Origin of the sequence: Romboutsia lituseburensis, assembly GCF_024723825.1 — a bacterium.
GTDB classification, from domain to species: Bacteria; Bacillota; Clostridia; order Peptostreptococcales; family Peptostreptococcaceae; genus Romboutsia_F; species Romboutsia_F lituseburensis_A.
This window is the reverse complement of the sequence record NZ_JANQBQ010000003.1, coordinates 1-18,441: the sequence shown is the minus strand read 5'-3', so window position 1 is coordinate 18,441 and position 18,441 is coordinate 1. Positions and strand designations below refer to the sequence as shown.

Genomic DNA, 18,441 nt, shown 5'->3' with positions numbered 1-18,441 from the left:
CCACGCGTCCTTCTATTATCTTGTGTATTTATTAAAGTTTTATAGTTCTTCCATGTACATTCTTATGTTAATTGCTATGGTTCTTGCTATAATAATAAATATTCTATATCTTTTTCTATACAATTTATAGAATATTTATCTTCTAATTCTTTATAAATTTCAAGCGCTTTTAAATATGTTTCTTTTGCCAAAACTAAATTATTATTACAATCATATTCTATTGCTAAATAATATAACTTATTTGCATTTAAATGTTTATTCATTAATTCTATATCAAATTCAAAAAAACTGGAATAATTATAAAAATGCAACCAGTATCCATGATCTTTATTTACAAAACTATCAATTATACTTTTAACATTATCTAAGCTTAATATTTTTACGATTGCTCTTGGGTATAAAGGGTATAAAAACTTTTTATTTGATTTATTAATTTGATTTTCCAAAAATTTTATAGTAGATATAGTTAAAATATATTCATTATTATTCCATAATCTAATTATTACTTCTATTTCATCATCATCTATATTTTCAAATTCGTTCAATGTTTTAGGATAAAGTATTTTTAAGTTTTTATAATTTTCTTGTATATAAGGTACTTCTTTTGACTGATATCCTTCAGAATTAATAGATTTTGACATTACTTTTTCATTAAAAGCTCCTACTAAATTCCCTGCAAGTCCATACACTTTTAACCAATATGCTCCTTTTTTTACATATTCTCTTATTGCTTCTTTTATGGTAATATCCTTTAAATCATTGAATATAACTTCAGGAGGATATGCTGGTACATATCCTCTATTTTTTCTATTCATTTCGTTTAATATATAATTAGGAGTTGTTACCACTAAAGTTATATTAAAAGTGCCTAATTTTACTATGATATCTATGTTGTCGCAATAATAATCTTCTATTTCTGATACATAACTAATTTCAAAATTTTCCAATTTACTCTCCTTTAAAAAAACTCTTAATATACGATCTATAACACTTTGCTCACAATTTTTATTTGCAATTCCAAGTATATCTATACTTCCCGTATTTCCTTTATAAAAAACTCTATCTCGCATACCATACCTATGCCAATTTAAGGACATAGAAGATTTAGCGAGTTAAATTTTCTTGTAAAGTGGTGTTATATATAAAAAAACTATAAAATAACTAAGTTTTTTTATAGTTTTTGAAATTTATTATATAGATTTAAATTTACTTTGATAAATATACTTTCACTTTTTTCACATATCTCTTCAGATTAATTACATTAGTAATCAATTAAAAATTCGTCACTAAATTCTCTATTACTATTATACTCTACTTCATAAATAAATAGGATATCTTCATTGATCGGATTTATTAAATTAAATGCTAGTCTAAATGATAGCTCAGCACCATACTCTTTATTTAAAATAATATTTGTATGATAATACTCAATTTTCAAATCCTTAAGTTTAACATCTTTAGGGAGTTTCTCTTCACAATCCTCTAAAAGATTTCCTTCATAGTTCTTTAATACTTCTTTAATATAAGATTCAGTTTCTTGCTTTAATTCAGCAAAGTTAAATTCTTCATTGAAATTTTTCTCAATTTTTGTACCTTTTTTATTAAGTTCTTTATTTTCCATATTATTTATCCTTTTTTTACATAATCAAATATTAATTCTCCCCTATTGGAGCTATAGTCCCCCTAAACTATAGCTTTTTTATTTGCCTTAAATCTTAATTATTGTTGTTGCATTATTATCTTATGAGTTTTATTTATATGATCAATCATTTCTTCCATGCTTGAATCACTAACCTTACACTTATATACAACATTTTCTTTGTGTCCAGATAAACTATCTTCATATAACTTAACAATAAATAAATCTTCTTCCATAGACAATTGCAATCCCATTTTGCTTGTAATATCAATTTTTTTTATTATCATGTAAATATATTCATCCCTTCTTGCTCATTGAAATAACTCAATATACCATATTTTATAACTATGTTTATCTTAAACTACGGCTTTTTATTTACTTAAGTCTTATATACCCTTGATCACTACTTGTATAACTAATTATCTCATTTGTTAATTTAAATTCTACTCATAAATTTTCTATAAATAAAATCACGATAAAATTCCATCAACTATATTTTAGGACTTTGTATATAAAACCAAATACACTGTAATTAATCAAAACATACAAAGGAGGTACTAAAATGGATAACCAAAACGAAGTTAGCTTACAAAATGAATCAAGAGAGGCTTCAAACATAGTAGAAATTAAAAATCCATCAACACTAAAAATGAAATTTAACTATGGTATGAGTGAAAATGGAAAAATAATAACAAAAACAAGATCATATTCACACTTAAAACCAACTGCAAAAGGTGTTGATGTTTTTAATGTTGCTCAAGCATTAGAATCACTTCAGCAACATTCTGTTATTGAAGTAATAAAGCAAGATAATACAAGTTTAAATTCATAAGATTTATTTTAATCAAATGAATTTTAAAAATATCAAAGGAGGAATGTTAAAATGGATAATAGCGTAGAAGTTAAATTATTAATGACATTTGCTACAGTGTTAGGAAAAAAGGTAAGTTTATATGTAACTGATCCAAAACATAATCTAACTAAATCAGATATAAAAGCTGTTATGGATCTAATACTAGCTAAAAATATATTTGCTCCAAACGGGGATGATTTAAAAACTGCTGTTGAAGCAAAAGTTGTTCAAACAGAAACTACTGATTATGATTTAGTAGTTGCATAACAAATGTAACACTTAGAAAGTCTCTCTAAGCTCATAAGGGGCTTTCTAGTAAATTTTAAAAGTTGTTAGGAGGAAAATATCAATGGAATTAGATTTAATGCAATTAGTAGCTAATTTAGGATTTCCTGCTATCGTGACTATGTATCTATTGGTACGAATCGAAGGGAAACTGGATGGGCTAAGTTCAAGTATAAATTCCTTGAGCTCAAATATTAAAGAATTAAATACTAGAATGTAAAAAGCAGCACACCCAATCTATAAAAATTAGGCGTGCTGCTTTTCTGTTTTAAAAAACTAGAATTTAAGTATCTAAGTTTTCATCATATCTTTTAAATAATATTAAGTCAATTCCAATTTTTTCTAAAACTAAGCACTTTGCTTATGTCTGTTTATAATTGCTCTTATGTAACTTTCAGACATATTGTATTTAGTTGCTAATTCTTTATGATTAAATCCATTGTACTCAGATATAATATCTCTATCACGAGCCTCTTTATATATCATCTTTTCAGTAGGAAAGTACACCGATGTCCCTCCAAATTCTTCAAATAGCCATTTAGCTTTTTCTAATCCCTTACTTTCACAATCTATATCTTGAAATAATGCTCTAAATTGTCTTATATTTTCTACCCTTCGCCTTGGTATATACATTGTATTTGGTGCTAGAAATACATCCTCTTCTTTATGTAATTCTTCTACAATATGTCTTACGCCCTCATTTTTAGCATTATATACTTTAATAATTTGTTTATCATCTAACTTTAATATTTGTATATAACCATCCGTACTTTCATCGTATAAATGGTCACAAAACTCTGTCAGTTCCATAAAAAAATTCCCCTCTATTTTAGTATGTTGACACTAAATATAAGGAGAACTAACATATTTTTTTCACAACAATTGAGGCTTAATACTATTTTAGCCTTATTGTATATGAATAATTTTTTATATTATTTTTAAATACCAAAATTATTGATGTTCAAGAATTATTATGTTAATATTAATACATAATAAAAATATAAAAAATTCTCTGATGAGAGTTCTCTCTTATCTAGAGTGTTGATAAAAAAGCTAGGAGTAAGTCGCCAAACTTATGCACTCCTGGCTTTTTCTATTTTATTTTCGATATCTTTATCTAAATTTTAACATAAATCTAGGTTTTAGTATATAAATTATTATCTTTTCTACACTATGTAGATACATATCTTTAAATAAATTTAACTCAATTTTCTTTTAAATTTGATTTACCAATAAGTATCCATATCTTTTTTATGTTTTATATCTTCCTGTTCCTCTATTTTATACTCAATAATTTTATTATCTAAAGTTCCTTTAAAGAATTTATATGAACCTGCTTTAATTACTTCAACATCATCTCTATCTAGAGTTATCATAATTGCCTCATCAAATGCTTTTTCCATATATTCATTTTTAAAATCAATATGCTTAAAATCCTTTTTAAAACTCCTCAAAGTTCCTTTAGTAAATATTTCTTCATCTGGAATAAATAAATCGCTATAAACAGCCTTTAAATCTATATTTTCGCTATTTTGTTTTGATTTTTTAATATCTAATGAACTTATATCTTCTTTAAGCTCATTATCTTCCTCTGATGTTACTGCAATTTCATCTACTACAGTATCTGAAATATTCTTAGCAACTTCATCTTTAATAAAATACTTTCGTTTATCTAAATCCTTTACTATAAAATCAATAGATTCAACAGATCTACCTTTTTTTATTTCACAATAGTCTATTTTAAAGTACCCTGTAGAATTTAATTCATCTACTGCTGGTATTAAAACTCTTTTTCGAAAATCGGTATATTGCTTATACTTATTTTCTAAAAGCATTAACTCTCTTAACTTATTAATAGAGTAATTTATTGTTTCCTTAGTTCCACTCCAAGCCCTTAACAAATCATATAATCGTTGAGAATATCTATTTTTCAAAGAAAGCCATATTTCTAAATTTACAGGAGTATATCCATCTTCTAAGTATCTATGAAGTAACTTATGAATTCTTACGTCCGCAACAATTTTAAATTTATCTGTTTTATTATTATAAGTAGCATTGTCAATAAATCCACCTGCTATAAAATCAATGCTGCCATCTTGCAATTCATCCATTAAAAATAAATCTTTTTTCCTTAGATTCATTAAAATAGTTGTTAATCCCTTTACTGTTTTATCTACATTACCATTAACTAGCTTTGCTAATTTCTCTCTTGAAATCTCGCAACTTAATTTACTTTTATCTAAATCTTTTTGAAATTCGTAAAGTAAATAAGTAAATACTCTATTTGAATTAACTGTAATTTCGTACTTTGCGTTAACAATATCATTATGTTTCATTAAAATTCTTTTATCTCTTGAATCCATAATATAACTCACCTCTAATATAAAATAAGACAAATTAATATAACTTTCAAGACATAAATTGATTTTTGTCTGATTAAACCACTCCGAATATGTCTGTTTTGCCCCCGAATATGTCTGGGTTCACTCCGAATATGTCTGTTTTGTCCCCCGAATATGTCTGGGTTCACTCCGAATATGTCTGAGTTAGCTCCGAATATGTCTGTTTTCAACTTCTGTATAAAGGTAATTGCAATAGTTTCAGACTTCCTAAATACTATAAATACTATTAAATACTATATATATAAATACAGTAAAGACTAGTAAAGGTCATTTTTTTACTAGTCTGTTCTGTACTTACCTATGAAAAAAGATATAAAAAACTAAAAATATAGTTTTATATCTACTTTTAACCATTTTTTCATTTTCCTAATCACTTATAATTCATGTAAATATTTAAAGTACTTATATTTAATTATTTGTCTTTTTGCATATATGGATTTGTATTATTAACTTAAATTATTTAATAAGTCTAAAGTAAAATTTATCTACCTATTAAGGTGAATTTCCATTTACATGTAAAAAAATAAAAATAAATTATATTTAAAGTTAAAATAAAGTAAATATAATTATTTAATAATTTATTTTAAATTTATTTATAAATTATTTTTACTTTATTTTCTATTTTTTTTTACTTTATTTTCTTTTTCATATTTCTTAACTAAGTCTGATAGATTGAAATCACTAGGTAAGTTCACTTTAGTCGTGCTTACTGTACTTTTAATTAGGTTATTAATTGTCTTTTGAACTGTAGTATTTTTTAATACAGAAACAGCTTTTAGTACATCTAATTCATCATCTTCTATATATATAGTAAGAGGAACTTTTTTTACTTTCTTTTCTTCTTTCATTGAAAGTAAATTTATGCCTTCCATATCTATATCAAAATTATTTTCTATAACTTTATCAACCTTATTTTGATAATCATTTTTTCTTATTTTTATTTCTGATACATCTTCCTTAAATATATCTAAAGCCATTTATAAAACCTCCTTAGCCTTTAACTCTTCTATAAAATCATTAAAGTCACTTCTAACTTTATGTGCTTTTTTAGTTTTTCTGCAATAGTCTTCTAGATCCATTTTATTTAAAATAGCATTTCTAACCACTGTTGTTTCACTTATTTTAGCTTGTACTAAATCTTTTTTTATACTTTCAAATTTATCTAAATAACTATTAAATAAATCTCCAGTACTTAGTTTTCTAGTTGTATAAGAATTTATGACTACTGCCCTTTTTGCTTGTAGTTTAATATCTAGAAATTCTAAATCTTGCTTAAACTTCTGATAGAATAATTCGCACCCTCTTATTGAAGCTATGTCTTGGTACTCAATAGGTGTTATTATAGAATCTGATATTAGCATAAAATTTCTAGCTATAAGATCATAAGATGGTGATAAGTCTACAAATATGTAATCATATTTTTCTATATCTTCTATATTGTTTTTAAACCATCTCCACACAGCTTTTTCTCTTCCCATTTGAGTAGATAAATATTCTGATAAAACACTTAAGCTAATATCACTAGGTATTATATCTATATTTTCAAATTGCTCTACAGGAGATTTTAATATAACTTCTTTTGCAGACGTATTTTCTGTTAGCATTTGAAATAAAGTCTTTTCTTCATGAATAACTTTATATAAAAATTGAGTTAGATTTGCTTGTGTATCAGCATCTATTAGTAATATTTTTTTTCCTTCTTTACTTAGTTTCATTGCTGTTAATATTGTAAGAGTTGTTTTTCCAACTCCTCCTTTTACATTGAAAAATGAACAAATTTTCACAATCTACACCTCATTTATTTTTGATTTAAAAATAATTTATTTATAATTTATTTTAACATTTTTTATAATTAAAAATCAATTTATTTATAATTTATTTTTGAATTATTTTTAATTTTGAATAGTATTAAATATTAACTCTAAAGTATGTTAAACTCCCTATAGATTTACCATTAAGTTCAAATCTACCACAAGCCCACACATCCTCTCTATCCATAAATACTTTATAAACAATTAATCCAAAGAATAATGCTGCTTTTTTTTCATTTTTTCCAAGTGATAAAAATATAGGTTCAAAAACTGTGCCTATCCAATTAGATCCTGGCATCCATCCAGCTGTATGTACTTCATCTCCATCAATCATATCATTTAAAGTTTCGACTATCTTATCATACTCAATAGAAGGTAAAGCTTTCATCCAAGAATAAAAATTTTTACTATGCGGCATTCCCTTTTTTTCTTTACCTGTATTAATATCAATAATCATTTTATCTCACTCCCTATTATTTGATTCTTTTTATAGTTGAATAGTATTACATTTTTGCTATGTAGTCAACAACTAATATCAAGTTGATATCAACTTGATATTAGTTGTTGACTAGGTAGTTATTATGTGTTAGATTTATATTATCAAATTAATTAAAAGGAGTGAATAGATATGCCTAAAGCTTGGCTTGTTAGACCTGTACCTCATGGACATAATAGAATTAATGAATTTAAAACTAAGAATATAATTGCAATTGGATGGCCATTAATTGGAAATTTATTAGGAAAAAGCCGTTCTGATATGAAAAATATTTTACAAAATGAACCTTATAACCTTACTGGACTTTCATTAGGGAATGCATACCCAAACTTAGATATACTTGTTAATCAAATGAATTTAAATGATCTTGTTCTTATACCTAATGGAGATGATATTTATTTTGGAAAAATAGATAGTGATTATATCTATGATAAAAGTAAAGATAGTGATGACGAAGGTTATCCTCATCAACGTAAAATAGTATTTTTACATGGACCAATATCTCGCTCTAATTTACCAAATACATTAAGAAGTTCTCTTAAATCTCAAAGAACTATTTCTGATTTAAGTAAGCATTATGATATTATAAAGCAACTTAGTGAAGGAAAAGATGCGAGTGAATTAGTTGATAATAATAATGGTTTTATAGATATAGAATATCCAATAAGACCAAATTTATCTGTAAAAATAACTTTACCTGAAGATATAAATGAAAGTGAAGCCAACAGATTAGGGGACTTTATAAAAACTGTATATTTTAAATAGTAAAAAAAGTGTGCACCTTCTTTATGATAATTAAATTAGATTATCATAAAGAAGGTGCACACTTTTTATGTTAAACAAAAATGAAATATTAAAGAAATTTATATAGGAATATGATTTATTTATCATAGTCCTTCACATCAAATAATTATTGCCACTTAACTTTGGTTAGAATACACAAAATTATCTACATACTCCCTCCCCCTAACTGCTATTTTTATCCTTCTTTTATTCATTTTAAAACTTCTCCATATCTAATAAGCTACCATCTTTTATAGATATTACTACATCTGCGATTTTGGCTATTTTCTCATCATGAGTAATCATAACTAATGTCTGCTTAAACTCTCTAACACACATACAAAGTATATCCATAACTTCTTCGCTAGTTTTACTATCTAAATTACCTGTAGGTTCATCTGCAAATATTATAGATGGTTTATTTGATAGTGCTCTTGCTATGGCAACTCTCTGTTGTTGACCTCCTGATAATTCATTTGGAAATTTTTTTACCTGACTTGTTAAACCTAGACTATTTATAATATTATCTATATAATCTTTATCTATAGACTTTGAATCTATTGATATTGGTAATACTATATTGTCATAGACAGAAATTATAGGTATAAGATTAAATTTTTGAAATATAAAACCAAACTCTTCTACTCTAATTTTAGACAATTTATCATCATTTAACTTATATATATCTTCTTCATTTAAGTACACATGTCCTGATGTTGGCTTATCTAACCCTGCCATACAATGAAGTAATGTACTTTTTCCAGAACCACTTGTGCCAACTATTGCAGTAAATTTTTCAGGTTCTATTTCTAAACTAATTTCATCAATAGCGATTACTTTACTATCGCCTTTTCCATATACTTTTCTTAACTTATCTACTTTTATATTACTTTTCATATATCATTTTCCCCTACTTTAATTTTCATTAATACCGTCAATTATATCTAATTTATCTATTAATTTTGCTTTTGAATAACCTATTAATATAGCTACTAATACTACTATTAATACAAACATAATAGCTTCTTTGGGAGGTGTATACACATCACTTATATTTAAATTTATTCCTACTTTTGCGTATATTTTTTTATCTGAATCTATAATTTTAAATTCTTTTATACAGGCTAAGGTAGCACCTATTATGCTACCTACAAGACTATAAAATACAGCCTCATAAACAACTAATTTTTTAAAATATTTCTTTTCAAGCCCAATAGCTCTTAATATAGAAAATTCACTTATATTATTCTTAATATTTATACTAATAGTTGTGTATATATTAAATAATGCAGCTACTAATAATACACTACCTAATATCAACCTTCTATCAAATTTAATCGTAACATCTTGGTCTTTACTTTTTGGCGTGGTAATATCTATAAAATCATATTTTTTATCTATATTCTCAATTGATTTATCTAATTCTTTATTATTCTGTCCTGTTATGTTAAAGTTAACTTCTTGTATATAATTATTGTTAGTTATACTTTTTAATACTTCTGGATTCATATACATACCTATAGCTTGAGCATGGTTTTCCACTCCGTTATTTTGAGCAATTGAACTATCTAATATAGCATTCACTTTGTACTTATATGTTTTATATTGATTTTCTCCACTATTATTTTTACTTAATACCTTAAATTTAAATATATCTCCTACTTTTAAACCATTAATAGTCTTTTCAATCTTTTTAGTTTTTGTTACATAATCTTCATTGCAGATTGCAATATTTATATATTCATCATTTAGTTTATCTATATTTTCTAAACTTCCTGCTTTTACATACTTATTCAATTTATTATAATCATAAATCCCACTTACTAAAGCCTTTACCTCTACATTACCTTCATTATTGGCTTTTATAGGATACATTTTGAAATATACTTTGTTTAAGTCATTTTTAGGTACATCTACAAACCCTGTTGTATAGTTTAGTACACTAAAGTCTTTTATTCCTTTAAAATTTTTTATACTAGAAATTTCTTTAATACTTATCTTATTTATATCTTTAGCCGCATTTTCATAAGGTCTTATCATATAATTATATTCTTTTTTACAACCTAATAAATTGCCTCTTATCTGTTTTAGTGACTCTTTCATATTGCTAGATGTACATAATATAAACATAAACCCACTAAAAGCTATTATTGCAATTGAAATTATTGTCTTTGATTTACTTCTTAATAAATTGTTTTTTAAAAGAGTATTTAAAAGTTTTTTATTATGTTTTGTTTTATATTTAACTTTATCACTTTTATTTATCAAATCAATTGGATATTTCTTTAAAGAACTTATTATAGGGATCAGGATTGATATCAGTAATGCACTTAATGTTATTAATAAGGATTTACTTACTATAAAAGGTGAAATAATTAATTTAATATTACTAAAATTACTTATATCAAATAAATTAGATTGTATAAATATTCCCATTGTGTATTTTGCAAAAAATATAGATGTTATAAACCCTATAGTTATTCCGATTCCATATAAAATCAACATTTGCATTAAATAAAATCTAGTTATTTTTTTATTAGACATTCCAACTATTCTTAAATATCCAATTTGATTAATCATTTTACTAAGAATTATATTGAAGAAATTAAAAATAGTAAGAGATGCTGTTATAGCTACTAGAATTTTCATCTCTTTTTCGTTTCCTTGCTGAACATCTTTGTATAATCTAAGAGCTGAGTCTAGATATTGATTAGTAGATATTCCTGATTTTACATCTTTTCTTATATCTATTTTGTAGTCAGATGTTGGATCATATTCTTTTCTTATATCACTAAGTTTTTGGTCTATATTGCTTTCGTTAATACCTTTAATATTATAAATTGTGCTATATGTTATAAATTTACCTGGTATTATATTTTTATTGCCTCCAATAAAGCTATCAATTTCTATATCTTCAAGGCTATAATAGTCATCAACTTTACTTATAACTCCTACAACTTTATATTCATTTTTTTTGCTATAAGCCCCATTAATGCCATCTAAGTAATATTCAATTTTATTTACACCTGAAATACGTTTATTTAAAATATTATTCTTTTCATATTTACCTAATAGTTTTGAATCTATAATAATTTCATTTTCATTCTTTGGGTATCTCCCTGAAATGATGGTATAATTCATACTTTTAAAATAATTTTCATTAAATGTATATAAAGTACTTTTTAATCCACCTTGTATAGTAATTTGACCTAAATTTTCAACTGTAGATACATTATAGACTAAATCAATTTTTTTTATTTTTTCTTCGCTTTCTTTATTATTACTTGTTAATGTTCCATCATAATAGCCTGCAATTTTTTTAGCTTGACTAATTTGATTAATCGACATACTATTTCCTATTATATCTACTCCTAATATTAAAGTCATAGCAATTACTATAGATATTATTATCGTAATTGATTCCTTTTTATTCTTTTGCAAATACGTTAAAGCTAGCTTCAATTCAAACGCCATATTTTCCTCCATATAGTAAAAATTATTCTGTTAACTTATTTATATTTAAACCTTGATCCTAATAAGATTTACAATAATTTCATCAAAAAACACATTCATTTGCTTAGTAATTTAACACCTTCTCAAATTTGTGTTATTGATTCTACTCATCAATAAAAAGTTAAATTGATAAAAATACCAACATAAAAACCATAATGTATATGTAAATCTTTTAAGTACACACGATATAGTAAGTATAACTATTATATTTACTATAAATGCGATTAAAGTTTCATATGCATATACATACATTTCAAAATCATCTTTATCTATTTGATTATTTGAAATCAAAAAAAGTGTTATTTTATCAGCACATAATTTAATCATTACTAATAAATAACACTTTTTATTTATTCAATTCAACCTTTTTTCGTAACTAGTAGTTTTTTATGCGCAAATGGTTATTTTAATGGTATATAAACTTGAACTTTAAATTTATCATCTGTGAAATCTATGCTCATTTCTCCATTATATTTTTCAATAGATCCCTTTATACTTTTTATACCTATACCATGTACGAAATTATCTTTCTTATCAGTTATTATTGTTCCTTTATTTAACTCTACTTTATTGGATTTATTATTTTCACATTTTAATACAAAAAAGTTATTTACTATATTTCCCTTTAATTGTATATATCTATCTCTGTTATCAACCTTTAGTGATGCTTCAATTGCATTATCTATTAAATTTGAAAATATACTACAAATATCAATCATATCAATAAAATTACATCTAGAGAAATTTAAATCCACTTCAAAATCTATATCATTTTTGTCACAAATGTCCTTTTTATCATTAATTATTATATCTAAAATCATACTACCTGTTGAAATTATAGATTTACAACTATGTAGTTCTGATGTTATCCCATCTATATATGCATCAACTTCTCCATTATTTTTATATAGTTTCTTTATACATGCAATATGATTGTTCATATCATGGTATAACTTTCTTACTTTAAGTTGTGATTCTTTCATATTTGAATAGTATTTATATTGCATCTCAATTTTTTCTATTATTAATTTATTCTCAAGTTCAATATTATTAGCCTTAATAATTCTTCCTATAATTTTTATCAATGATATATTCGATAAAATCAGCATAATTGACATAAACAATAAAATTAACTCTTGAGTTAATGACCTATTTCTAAAGTCCAATGAAAGTGTAAATATTACAACTATACTTAGTATATTTGCTAAAATCAATGTAATTATATATAAAATCTCTTTCTTCTTAAATATTACATTAATCTTTAAACTTTTTATAATTGGTATAATTGATACTAACAATAGCTTTGATATGATTATTAATTCTAATCTAAGCATATCATTTTTTAATAATTCATTAATATTAGATGTTTTATTTATAGTCAATATAAAATTTAAGCTAATAAAATCTAATCCTATCAAAACCATCCAATAAACTAGATTTACGATAATAGCTTTAAATTTATTTGTGTCATAATTTAAAAAATAAAGTAGACATCCCATAATAATACCCATAAATAACTTTAGATTTGGATTAACATTCTTTATAGTTAAAAAACTTATTATAAAACTTATCAGTATTACTGATACTCTAATCATCTTATCACTAGTTTTTTTATTGCCTAATTTATCTAACACAAATTTAAGCATTAGCCATTCCACCATTGTAGATAGACATATAATTATATTCCAAAATAATGTGCTACTTAGCATATTACATCCCCTAATACTGATAATAGTTTTCTTTTTAATTCTTTAATTCTATATCTACTCACTGGTATTTCTGTATCATTAACGATTATTATATTTTTACCTATACTATCAACTTTCTTTATGTTGACTAAAAATCCCTTGTGACATCTATAGAAATCATATCTCTCTAATTCTTTTTCAATTTTGTTCATACTTGTTTTTGTGTTATATGTTTGTTCTTGCGTATGCACCATAATATCTTTATTTATAACTTCAACAAACATTATATCCTCTATTGCTATATTATATATTTCTCCCTTGGTCTGTATGATTAAATTATTTGACCTCTTTTTCATAATATCTTCTATGCACTTATTTACATGTTCTTTTAATTTGTTAAATTGTATTGGCTTCAATAAATATCTATAAGCTCTCACTTCATAACCTATCTGCATATAATCCATTAGACCAGTTGTAAAAATTATCTTTGATTTTTCGTTTTTTTCTCTAATCTTTTTTGCCACATCAATCCCTGTAATCTCTTTCATTTCAATATCTAGAAAAAATATATCTATATTATCTGAATAATTCTCAATTAAATCCTCACCACAATTAAATTCTATAATCTCAAATTGATCAGTTCTTTCTTTTAATATAATTTCTAGGTATTCTCTCAAATCTTGTCTAAATAGATAATCATCTTCACAAATAACTATATTCAACATAATTTTTTCTCCATGATGCTATGTAATTTTTAACTGTACTTAATAAAAAAACTTATTTCATGTATAACTCGACCATACAAGCCTATCAATACAGAAATAAGTGTTTTATAAATCTATAACTACATTACAGTGAATATCAATATTCTTTAAATTATTAAACTTGTTGATATGTAATTGCAATTATAATAATATCTATTTTAATAGAGTAAAAGTACTAAATTAGAATTTTTCTTATTTGGTGTATTGATCTAGAGCTGGAAGTAAGCCGCTAAACTTATATACTTCTAGCTTTTTTATTTTTATAGTTAGATAGTCTTGTTATATTTTACCATATCTAACCTTTTTTCGTTAGCTTATTAACCTTATTCCACGTATACTTAGATATTATTCGCTCTATCTCAATAGTAATATCATTTTTTTCTTTTTTTCCATTGTATTCAAATACTCCCATATAATTTTTATTTTTTAATATATAATCTACTTTTTGCTTTGAAAATCCATACTTAACGCCTATTTTAGCTAATGATAATCCCTTGGACCTTAGCTTAAATATATCTTTAACTATTTTAGCTTCTTCTTCATCTATTTCAAATTGACCTTGTTTATTTACTTTATATCCAAGTGATGGCTTACCGCCTACCCATTTATTTTCATTTAATCTTGCTATTCTTCCATTTCTAGTTCTTTCATTAATTATTGCTCTTTCAAACTCTGCAAAGCTACCTAGCATTTGTAAAAATAACATCCCTTGTGGATTTGAAGTGTCAAACATTTCAGTAACACTTACTAAAGCCACCTCATGCTCCTGCAGCTCATAAATCATTGCTAATAAATTATATAAACTTCTATGAATTCGATCGTTTTTATAAACTATAATCATATCTATATCATTTGATTTAACATAGTCCATCATCTTATCATACTCTGGTCTATCTGTAGATTTACCTGATACTGCTTTATCTATAAACATTTCATCTATCTTTATATCGTGAAGTTTAGCATACATTCTTATTTTATCTTCTTGATCCTTAAGTGATGTATTGTCTACTTGCATTAAGGTTGATATTCTACAATATCCTACTGCTCTTTTCTTCATGTATTCCTCCATGTTGTCTATTTAAAAACCACCTTACATTAGGTGGTTTTTAATATTATTTCTTAAATTTTAAAATTAAACTTATAATAAAGTTTATGGCCATAAATATAAGTCCTATAAAAAATACACTTTTTTCAAATGTATTAAATGCTATTCCTCTTAATACAATACTAAGAAAAACAATCGATATCGTTAATTTAAAAATGCTATAACACAAATTTTTTGCAGATTTTAATACTTCATTCATTATTGTACTCCCATAATTTTATTATTTATATATTAAGGTCTTAATTATATAAATAATAACTATAAAAAGTCAAGTTTGTCGGCTCAAACTTGACTTTTTTAATTTATTAAATATTATTAAACTTAGTACTTTCAACGTTTTAATCATAAATAGTATTAATCTTTTTTTTATTTTTATATAAACTATTTTAATTTATTTATAAAACTCTGTCGAATCCATAAAAATACAAAAAACCATTCATCTATTTATTTTAGAAAAATCAGTTTATCATTTGAATTAAAATTTATATTATTTTTTGCAATTCATTAATTCAAAAAAATATTTTGAATCATTAGTTTTATAAAGATTTAACCAAGAACTTAATGATTCTTCTTTAAAAACATCTAAAACTTTTAAAACGTGTATCGTAAATTCTAATGGTGCGATTCCTGAAGCAGTAATTAAATTTTCATCACTAACTACAGATTCCATTTTATAATATTTTTCTCCATTATAACTTGGTATTACCATTTTAAGAAATTCTAAATCATTACTAGTATGATTTCTAAAATCTAGTAACCCTTTTTTAGCTAACCCTAAAGTAGCACCACAAATAGCTGCAACTACAGACCTTTGTACCAAAGCCTCTTTAGTTTTTTCTAATATTATATCATGAGCTGGCGATATCCAAGTATCCCCTCCTGGTAAAATTAATACATCATTACTTTCCATATTAAACTCATCTATTGTAATCTCAGGTAGAACTTTCAATCCCCCCATTGTTGTAATAGGATTTTTATCAATTCCTACTGTAGTTACTTTTAGAGGTTTTAATCCTTTTTTAAAATATCTTCCTGTATTTAATTCAGCAGTTAAATATCCGACTTCCCAATCTGACATAGTATCAAATATATACATATACACTTTTATATCTTTCATCTTTTTACTCCTTATATGGTTAATTAATATACCTAATTGTAAAATAACTTAACTGACATATGCCGTCAGTTAAGTTATTAAATTTGATAATGATTAATTAATTCAACTAAATTTTCAACTATTTTCTTCCTAATACTTAAGGGTTCAATTATTTGTATGGATTTTCTATAGGGTAAAAGTATATTTGGTATATATGTACATATCACTTCTTCTTGAAGTTTAAATATTGCTTTATTGGGAGTTCTTTCTTTCAAGTAATATCCTAAAAACCAATGCTGACATAAGTTATCTAATGCATCTATACTTCCTTCTATAACTAATGGTATAAGATTATCCTCATCTCTTATTTCAGTCACAATTCCTCTTATGAAAAATTCACTTGCTGAGAATTCCTTTGGTCTATTAAAAGTATTTAATGTTTCTGTGACACTACTAATTCTATCTACTCTAAAGCTACGAATCTCATTTCTCATTTGGCAAAATGCTACTATATACCAATTATTATTCCAATGAACAATTCCATATGGATTTATAATCCTACATTTTGATTTTTCTTCACGACCTGTACGATAATTAATTTCTATAGATAACTCATTTGCTATGCTATTTTCCAATTTTTTAAGTACAGATTCTATAGATATTTTTCCAATAGGTTTTATTACTTCAAAACCTATTAAATGCCTTGTTAAAACTTCTTCTTGTTTTTGATTTGAGTGCATTTTTAACTTTGAAGTTGCTTTATCTAACGCTTCATCTAAGAAATATCCTTTTTCTTTAGCAAATATAGCTGCATGAAGTAAAGCAGTTTGCTCTTCTATATCGAAAAAAAGAGGTGCTTTAATGAAATTATTCAAAAGTGTATACCCACCATTATGACCTGTATCTGAGATTATAGGTACTCCACTCGCAGAAAGTGAATCAATATATCTATAAACAGTTCTTATATTTATTTCTAGTTTTTCAGATATTTGCTTTGCTGTAACTTTTTTATCTGAGTTTAACATCCATAGTATAGACATCATATTATCAATTTTAGCCATGTAGCCTCACCTCTTTATATCTGATGTATAAAGTTATTATATATCAGATATATTAATTCTTTATAAATAAAAAATAAAATGAAGAACTCATGCTCCTCATTTTATTTCAATTAATATCAAAGTCTCTTTTAACTACATAATATTTCTTATTGTTTCAATCTCTTCTATTGTTAAATCTGTAAGCTCTTTTATAGTTTCGTTATCCATTCCCTTTAATATAGCTTTTTTAGCTATTTCTATAGCTTTTTTCTTCTCACCAGCTTCTTTTCCTTCTTCAATAAGGCTCTTTCCTATTTCAGTCACTCTTAACTCCTCCTTTACTTTTTCTAAATCTTTACCACTTAAAAATTTATTAGCAAAAGCATATAAAATAGATTCCATATCTCTTTTATATGGACTAGTTATTTCTTTACTTAACTTTATAGCCTTTAATATCTTTTCACCTTTATCCATTTTACCACCCATAACTGGTGTAAATGTAAGCTTTATTATATCTTGCTTATTTATATCATTCCCACTAGATAACTTCTCTATTATTTCATCAAATACTTTATCTCCATCTTCATTAACCATAGATATAGCATTTACTTTATAAGTGTTCATACCACAATTATATTCACTAACAGGATTTTTGATATCCCCTGAGTAAACAACATATGTTATAACTTCCTTTTTGGTTTGATGATTAAGCAGCGCTTCATAAGTTCTAAATCTCATTAGATCTTCGACACCTTTATTAGTTGTTTGGAACTCAAAGTGTATATAACTATCATCCTCCATTAAAAATGTATAATCCATATACATATTCTTGCTATCTAAAACAACTAACTCCGTTGGTCCACTATCTTTTACTTTTTTATCTATTCCAAAGAACTTAAGGCCTTCTTCTGCAAATATATCCATTGCTCTTTTCATTATAAAATCTTCATAATTGGGCTTTTTCAT

At 24.9% G+C, this 18,441-nt stretch carries 22 protein-coding genes; 4 read left to right on the top strand and 18 right to left on the bottom strand.

What is annotated here, in order from left to right:
* Positions 1–86: 86 nt before the first annotated feature.
* The 3 genes from NWE74_RS18840 to NWE74_RS18830 all read right to left on the bottom strand — a co-directional run bounded on the left by NWE74_RS18840 (position 87) and on the right by NWE74_RS18830 (position 1,926).
* Complete coding sequence (locus NWE74_RS18840; RefSeq protein WP_258244598.1) at positions 87–947, bottom strand: hypothetical protein; 861 nt, start codon at positions 945–947, stop codon at positions 87–89.
* 314 nt (positions 948–1,261) lie between these two features.
* Positions 1,262–1,621: a hypothetical protein gene (locus NWE74_RS18835; RefSeq protein ID WP_258244597.1), complete on the bottom strand. Its 360-nt coding sequence runs from the start codon at positions 1,619–1,621 to the stop codon at positions 1,262–1,264.
* A gap of 98 nt (positions 1,622–1,719) precedes the next feature.
* Entirely contained in the window at positions 1,720–1,926 is a 207-nt protein-coding gene (locus NWE74_RS18830) for a hypothetical protein (protein ID WP_258244596.1), read from the bottom strand.
* A gap of 275 nt (positions 1,927–2,201) precedes the next feature.
* Between NWE74_RS18830 and NWE74_RS18825 the strand changes: the two genes are divergently transcribed.
* From NWE74_RS18825 to NWE74_RS18815, 3 genes are all read left to right on the top strand, one after another.
* Positions 2,202–2,471, top strand: a complete 270-nt coding sequence (locus NWE74_RS18825; protein WP_258244595.1) for a DUF1659 domain-containing protein — start codon at positions 2,202–2,204, stop codon at positions 2,469–2,471.
* A 51-nt stretch (positions 2,472–2,522) separates the two neighbouring features.
* Positions 2,523–2,759, top strand: a complete 237-nt coding sequence (locus tag NWE74_RS18820; RefSeq protein WP_258244594.1) for a DUF2922 domain-containing protein — start codon at positions 2,523–2,525, stop codon at positions 2,757–2,759.
* Between the two features lie 82 nt (positions 2,760–2,841).
* The gene (locus NWE74_RS18815; protein WP_258244593.1) at positions 2,842–2,997 is read left to right on the top strand and encodes a YvrJ family protein; all 156 of its coding nucleotides are present in this window, start codon (positions 2,842–2,844) and stop codon (positions 2,995–2,997) included.
* A 128-nt stretch (positions 2,998–3,125) separates the two neighbouring features.
* On the opposite strand, the gene NWE74_RS18810 is transcribed toward NWE74_RS18815, so the two are convergent.
* The 5 genes from NWE74_RS18810 to NWE74_RS18790 form a co-directional block, all read right to left on the bottom strand.
* Positions 3,126–3,587, bottom strand: coding sequence for a Mor transcription activator family protein (locus NWE74_RS18810; protein WP_258244592.1), 462 nt, complete (start codon positions 3,585–3,587; stop codon positions 3,126–3,128).
* Positions 3,588–4,003: 416 nt separating this feature from the next.
* Positions 4,004–5,140, bottom strand: coding sequence for a replication initiation protein (locus tag NWE74_RS18805; protein ID WP_258244591.1), 1,137 nt, complete (start codon positions 5,138–5,140; stop codon positions 4,004–4,006).
* Between the two features lie 650 nt (positions 5,141–5,790).
* Positions 5,791–6,156, bottom strand: a complete 366-nt coding sequence (locus NWE74_RS18800; protein WP_258244590.1) for a hypothetical protein — start codon at positions 6,154–6,156, stop codon at positions 5,791–5,793.
* Positions 6,157–6,963, bottom strand: coding sequence for a ParA family protein (locus NWE74_RS18795; RefSeq protein ID WP_258244589.1), 807 nt, complete (start codon positions 6,961–6,963; stop codon positions 6,157–6,159).
* 124 nt (positions 6,964–7,087) lie between these two features.
* The gene (locus tag NWE74_RS18790; protein WP_258244588.1) at positions 7,088–7,447 is read right to left on the bottom strand and encodes a hypothetical protein; all 360 of its coding nucleotides are present in this window, start codon (positions 7,445–7,447) and stop codon (positions 7,088–7,090) included.
* Positions 7,448–7,618: 171 nt separating this feature from the next.
* Between NWE74_RS18790 and NWE74_RS18785 the strand changes: the two genes are divergently transcribed.
* Complete coding sequence (locus NWE74_RS18785) at positions 7,619–8,251, top strand: restriction endonuclease (protein WP_258244587.1); 633 nt, start codon at positions 7,619–7,621, stop codon at positions 8,249–8,251.
* A gap of 234 nt (positions 8,252–8,485) precedes the next feature.
* Here NWE74_RS18785 and NWE74_RS18780 read toward each other — a convergent pair whose 3' ends face one another.
* From NWE74_RS18780 to NWE74_RS18740, 10 genes are all read right to left on the bottom strand, one after another.
* On the bottom strand, positions 8,486–9,166 hold the full coding sequence (locus NWE74_RS18780; protein ID WP_258244586.1) for an ABC transporter ATP-binding protein: 681 nt from the start codon (positions 9,164–9,166) through the stop codon (positions 8,486–8,488).
* Between the two features lie 18 nt (positions 9,167–9,184).
* A complete protein-coding gene (locus NWE74_RS18775; RefSeq protein ID WP_258244585.1) occupies positions 9,185–11,743 on the bottom strand; it encodes an ABC transporter permease in 2,559 nt (852 codons plus the stop codon).
* A 111-nt stretch (positions 11,744–11,854) separates the two neighbouring features.
* Complete coding sequence (locus tag NWE74_RS19340; protein WP_420330211.1) at positions 11,855–12,109, bottom strand: accessory gene regulator B family protein; 255 nt, start codon at positions 12,107–12,109, stop codon at positions 11,855–11,857.
* Positions 12,110–12,183: 74 nt separating this feature from the next.
* A complete protein-coding gene (locus tag NWE74_RS18770) occupies positions 12,184–13,491 on the bottom strand; it encodes a sensor histidine kinase (protein WP_258244584.1) in 1,308 nt (435 codons plus the stop codon).
* Positions 13,485–14,195, bottom strand: coding sequence for a LytR/AlgR family response regulator transcription factor (locus tag NWE74_RS18765; RefSeq protein WP_258244583.1), 711 nt, complete (start codon positions 14,193–14,195; stop codon positions 13,485–13,487). Before NWE74_RS18765 ends, NWE74_RS18770 begins: the two co-directional genes overlap by 7 nt.
* Positions 14,196–14,529: 334 nt before the next feature.
* Positions 14,530–15,291: a recombinase family protein gene (locus tag NWE74_RS18760; protein WP_258244582.1), complete on the bottom strand. Its 762-nt coding sequence runs from the start codon at positions 15,289–15,291 to the stop codon at positions 14,530–14,532.
* A gap of 55 nt (positions 15,292–15,346) precedes the next feature.
* Positions 15,347–15,538: a hypothetical protein gene (locus tag NWE74_RS18755; protein ID WP_258244581.1), complete on the bottom strand. Its 192-nt coding sequence runs from the start codon at positions 15,536–15,538 to the stop codon at positions 15,347–15,349.
* Positions 15,539–15,826: 288 nt separating this feature from the next.
* On the bottom strand, positions 15,827–16,456 hold the full coding sequence (locus tag NWE74_RS18750) for a type 1 glutamine amidotransferase family protein (protein ID WP_258244580.1): 630 nt from the start codon (positions 16,454–16,456) through the stop codon (positions 15,827–15,829).
* A 77-nt stretch (positions 16,457–16,533) separates the two neighbouring features.
* A complete protein-coding gene (locus tag NWE74_RS18745; protein ID WP_258244579.1) occupies positions 16,534–17,496 on the bottom strand; it encodes a helix-turn-helix transcriptional regulator in 963 nt (320 codons plus the stop codon).
* 132 nt (positions 17,497–17,628) lie between these two features.
* Positions 17,629–18,441: hypothetical protein (locus tag NWE74_RS18740; protein WP_258244578.1), on the bottom strand; the 813-nt coding region annotated here is incomplete at its 5' end.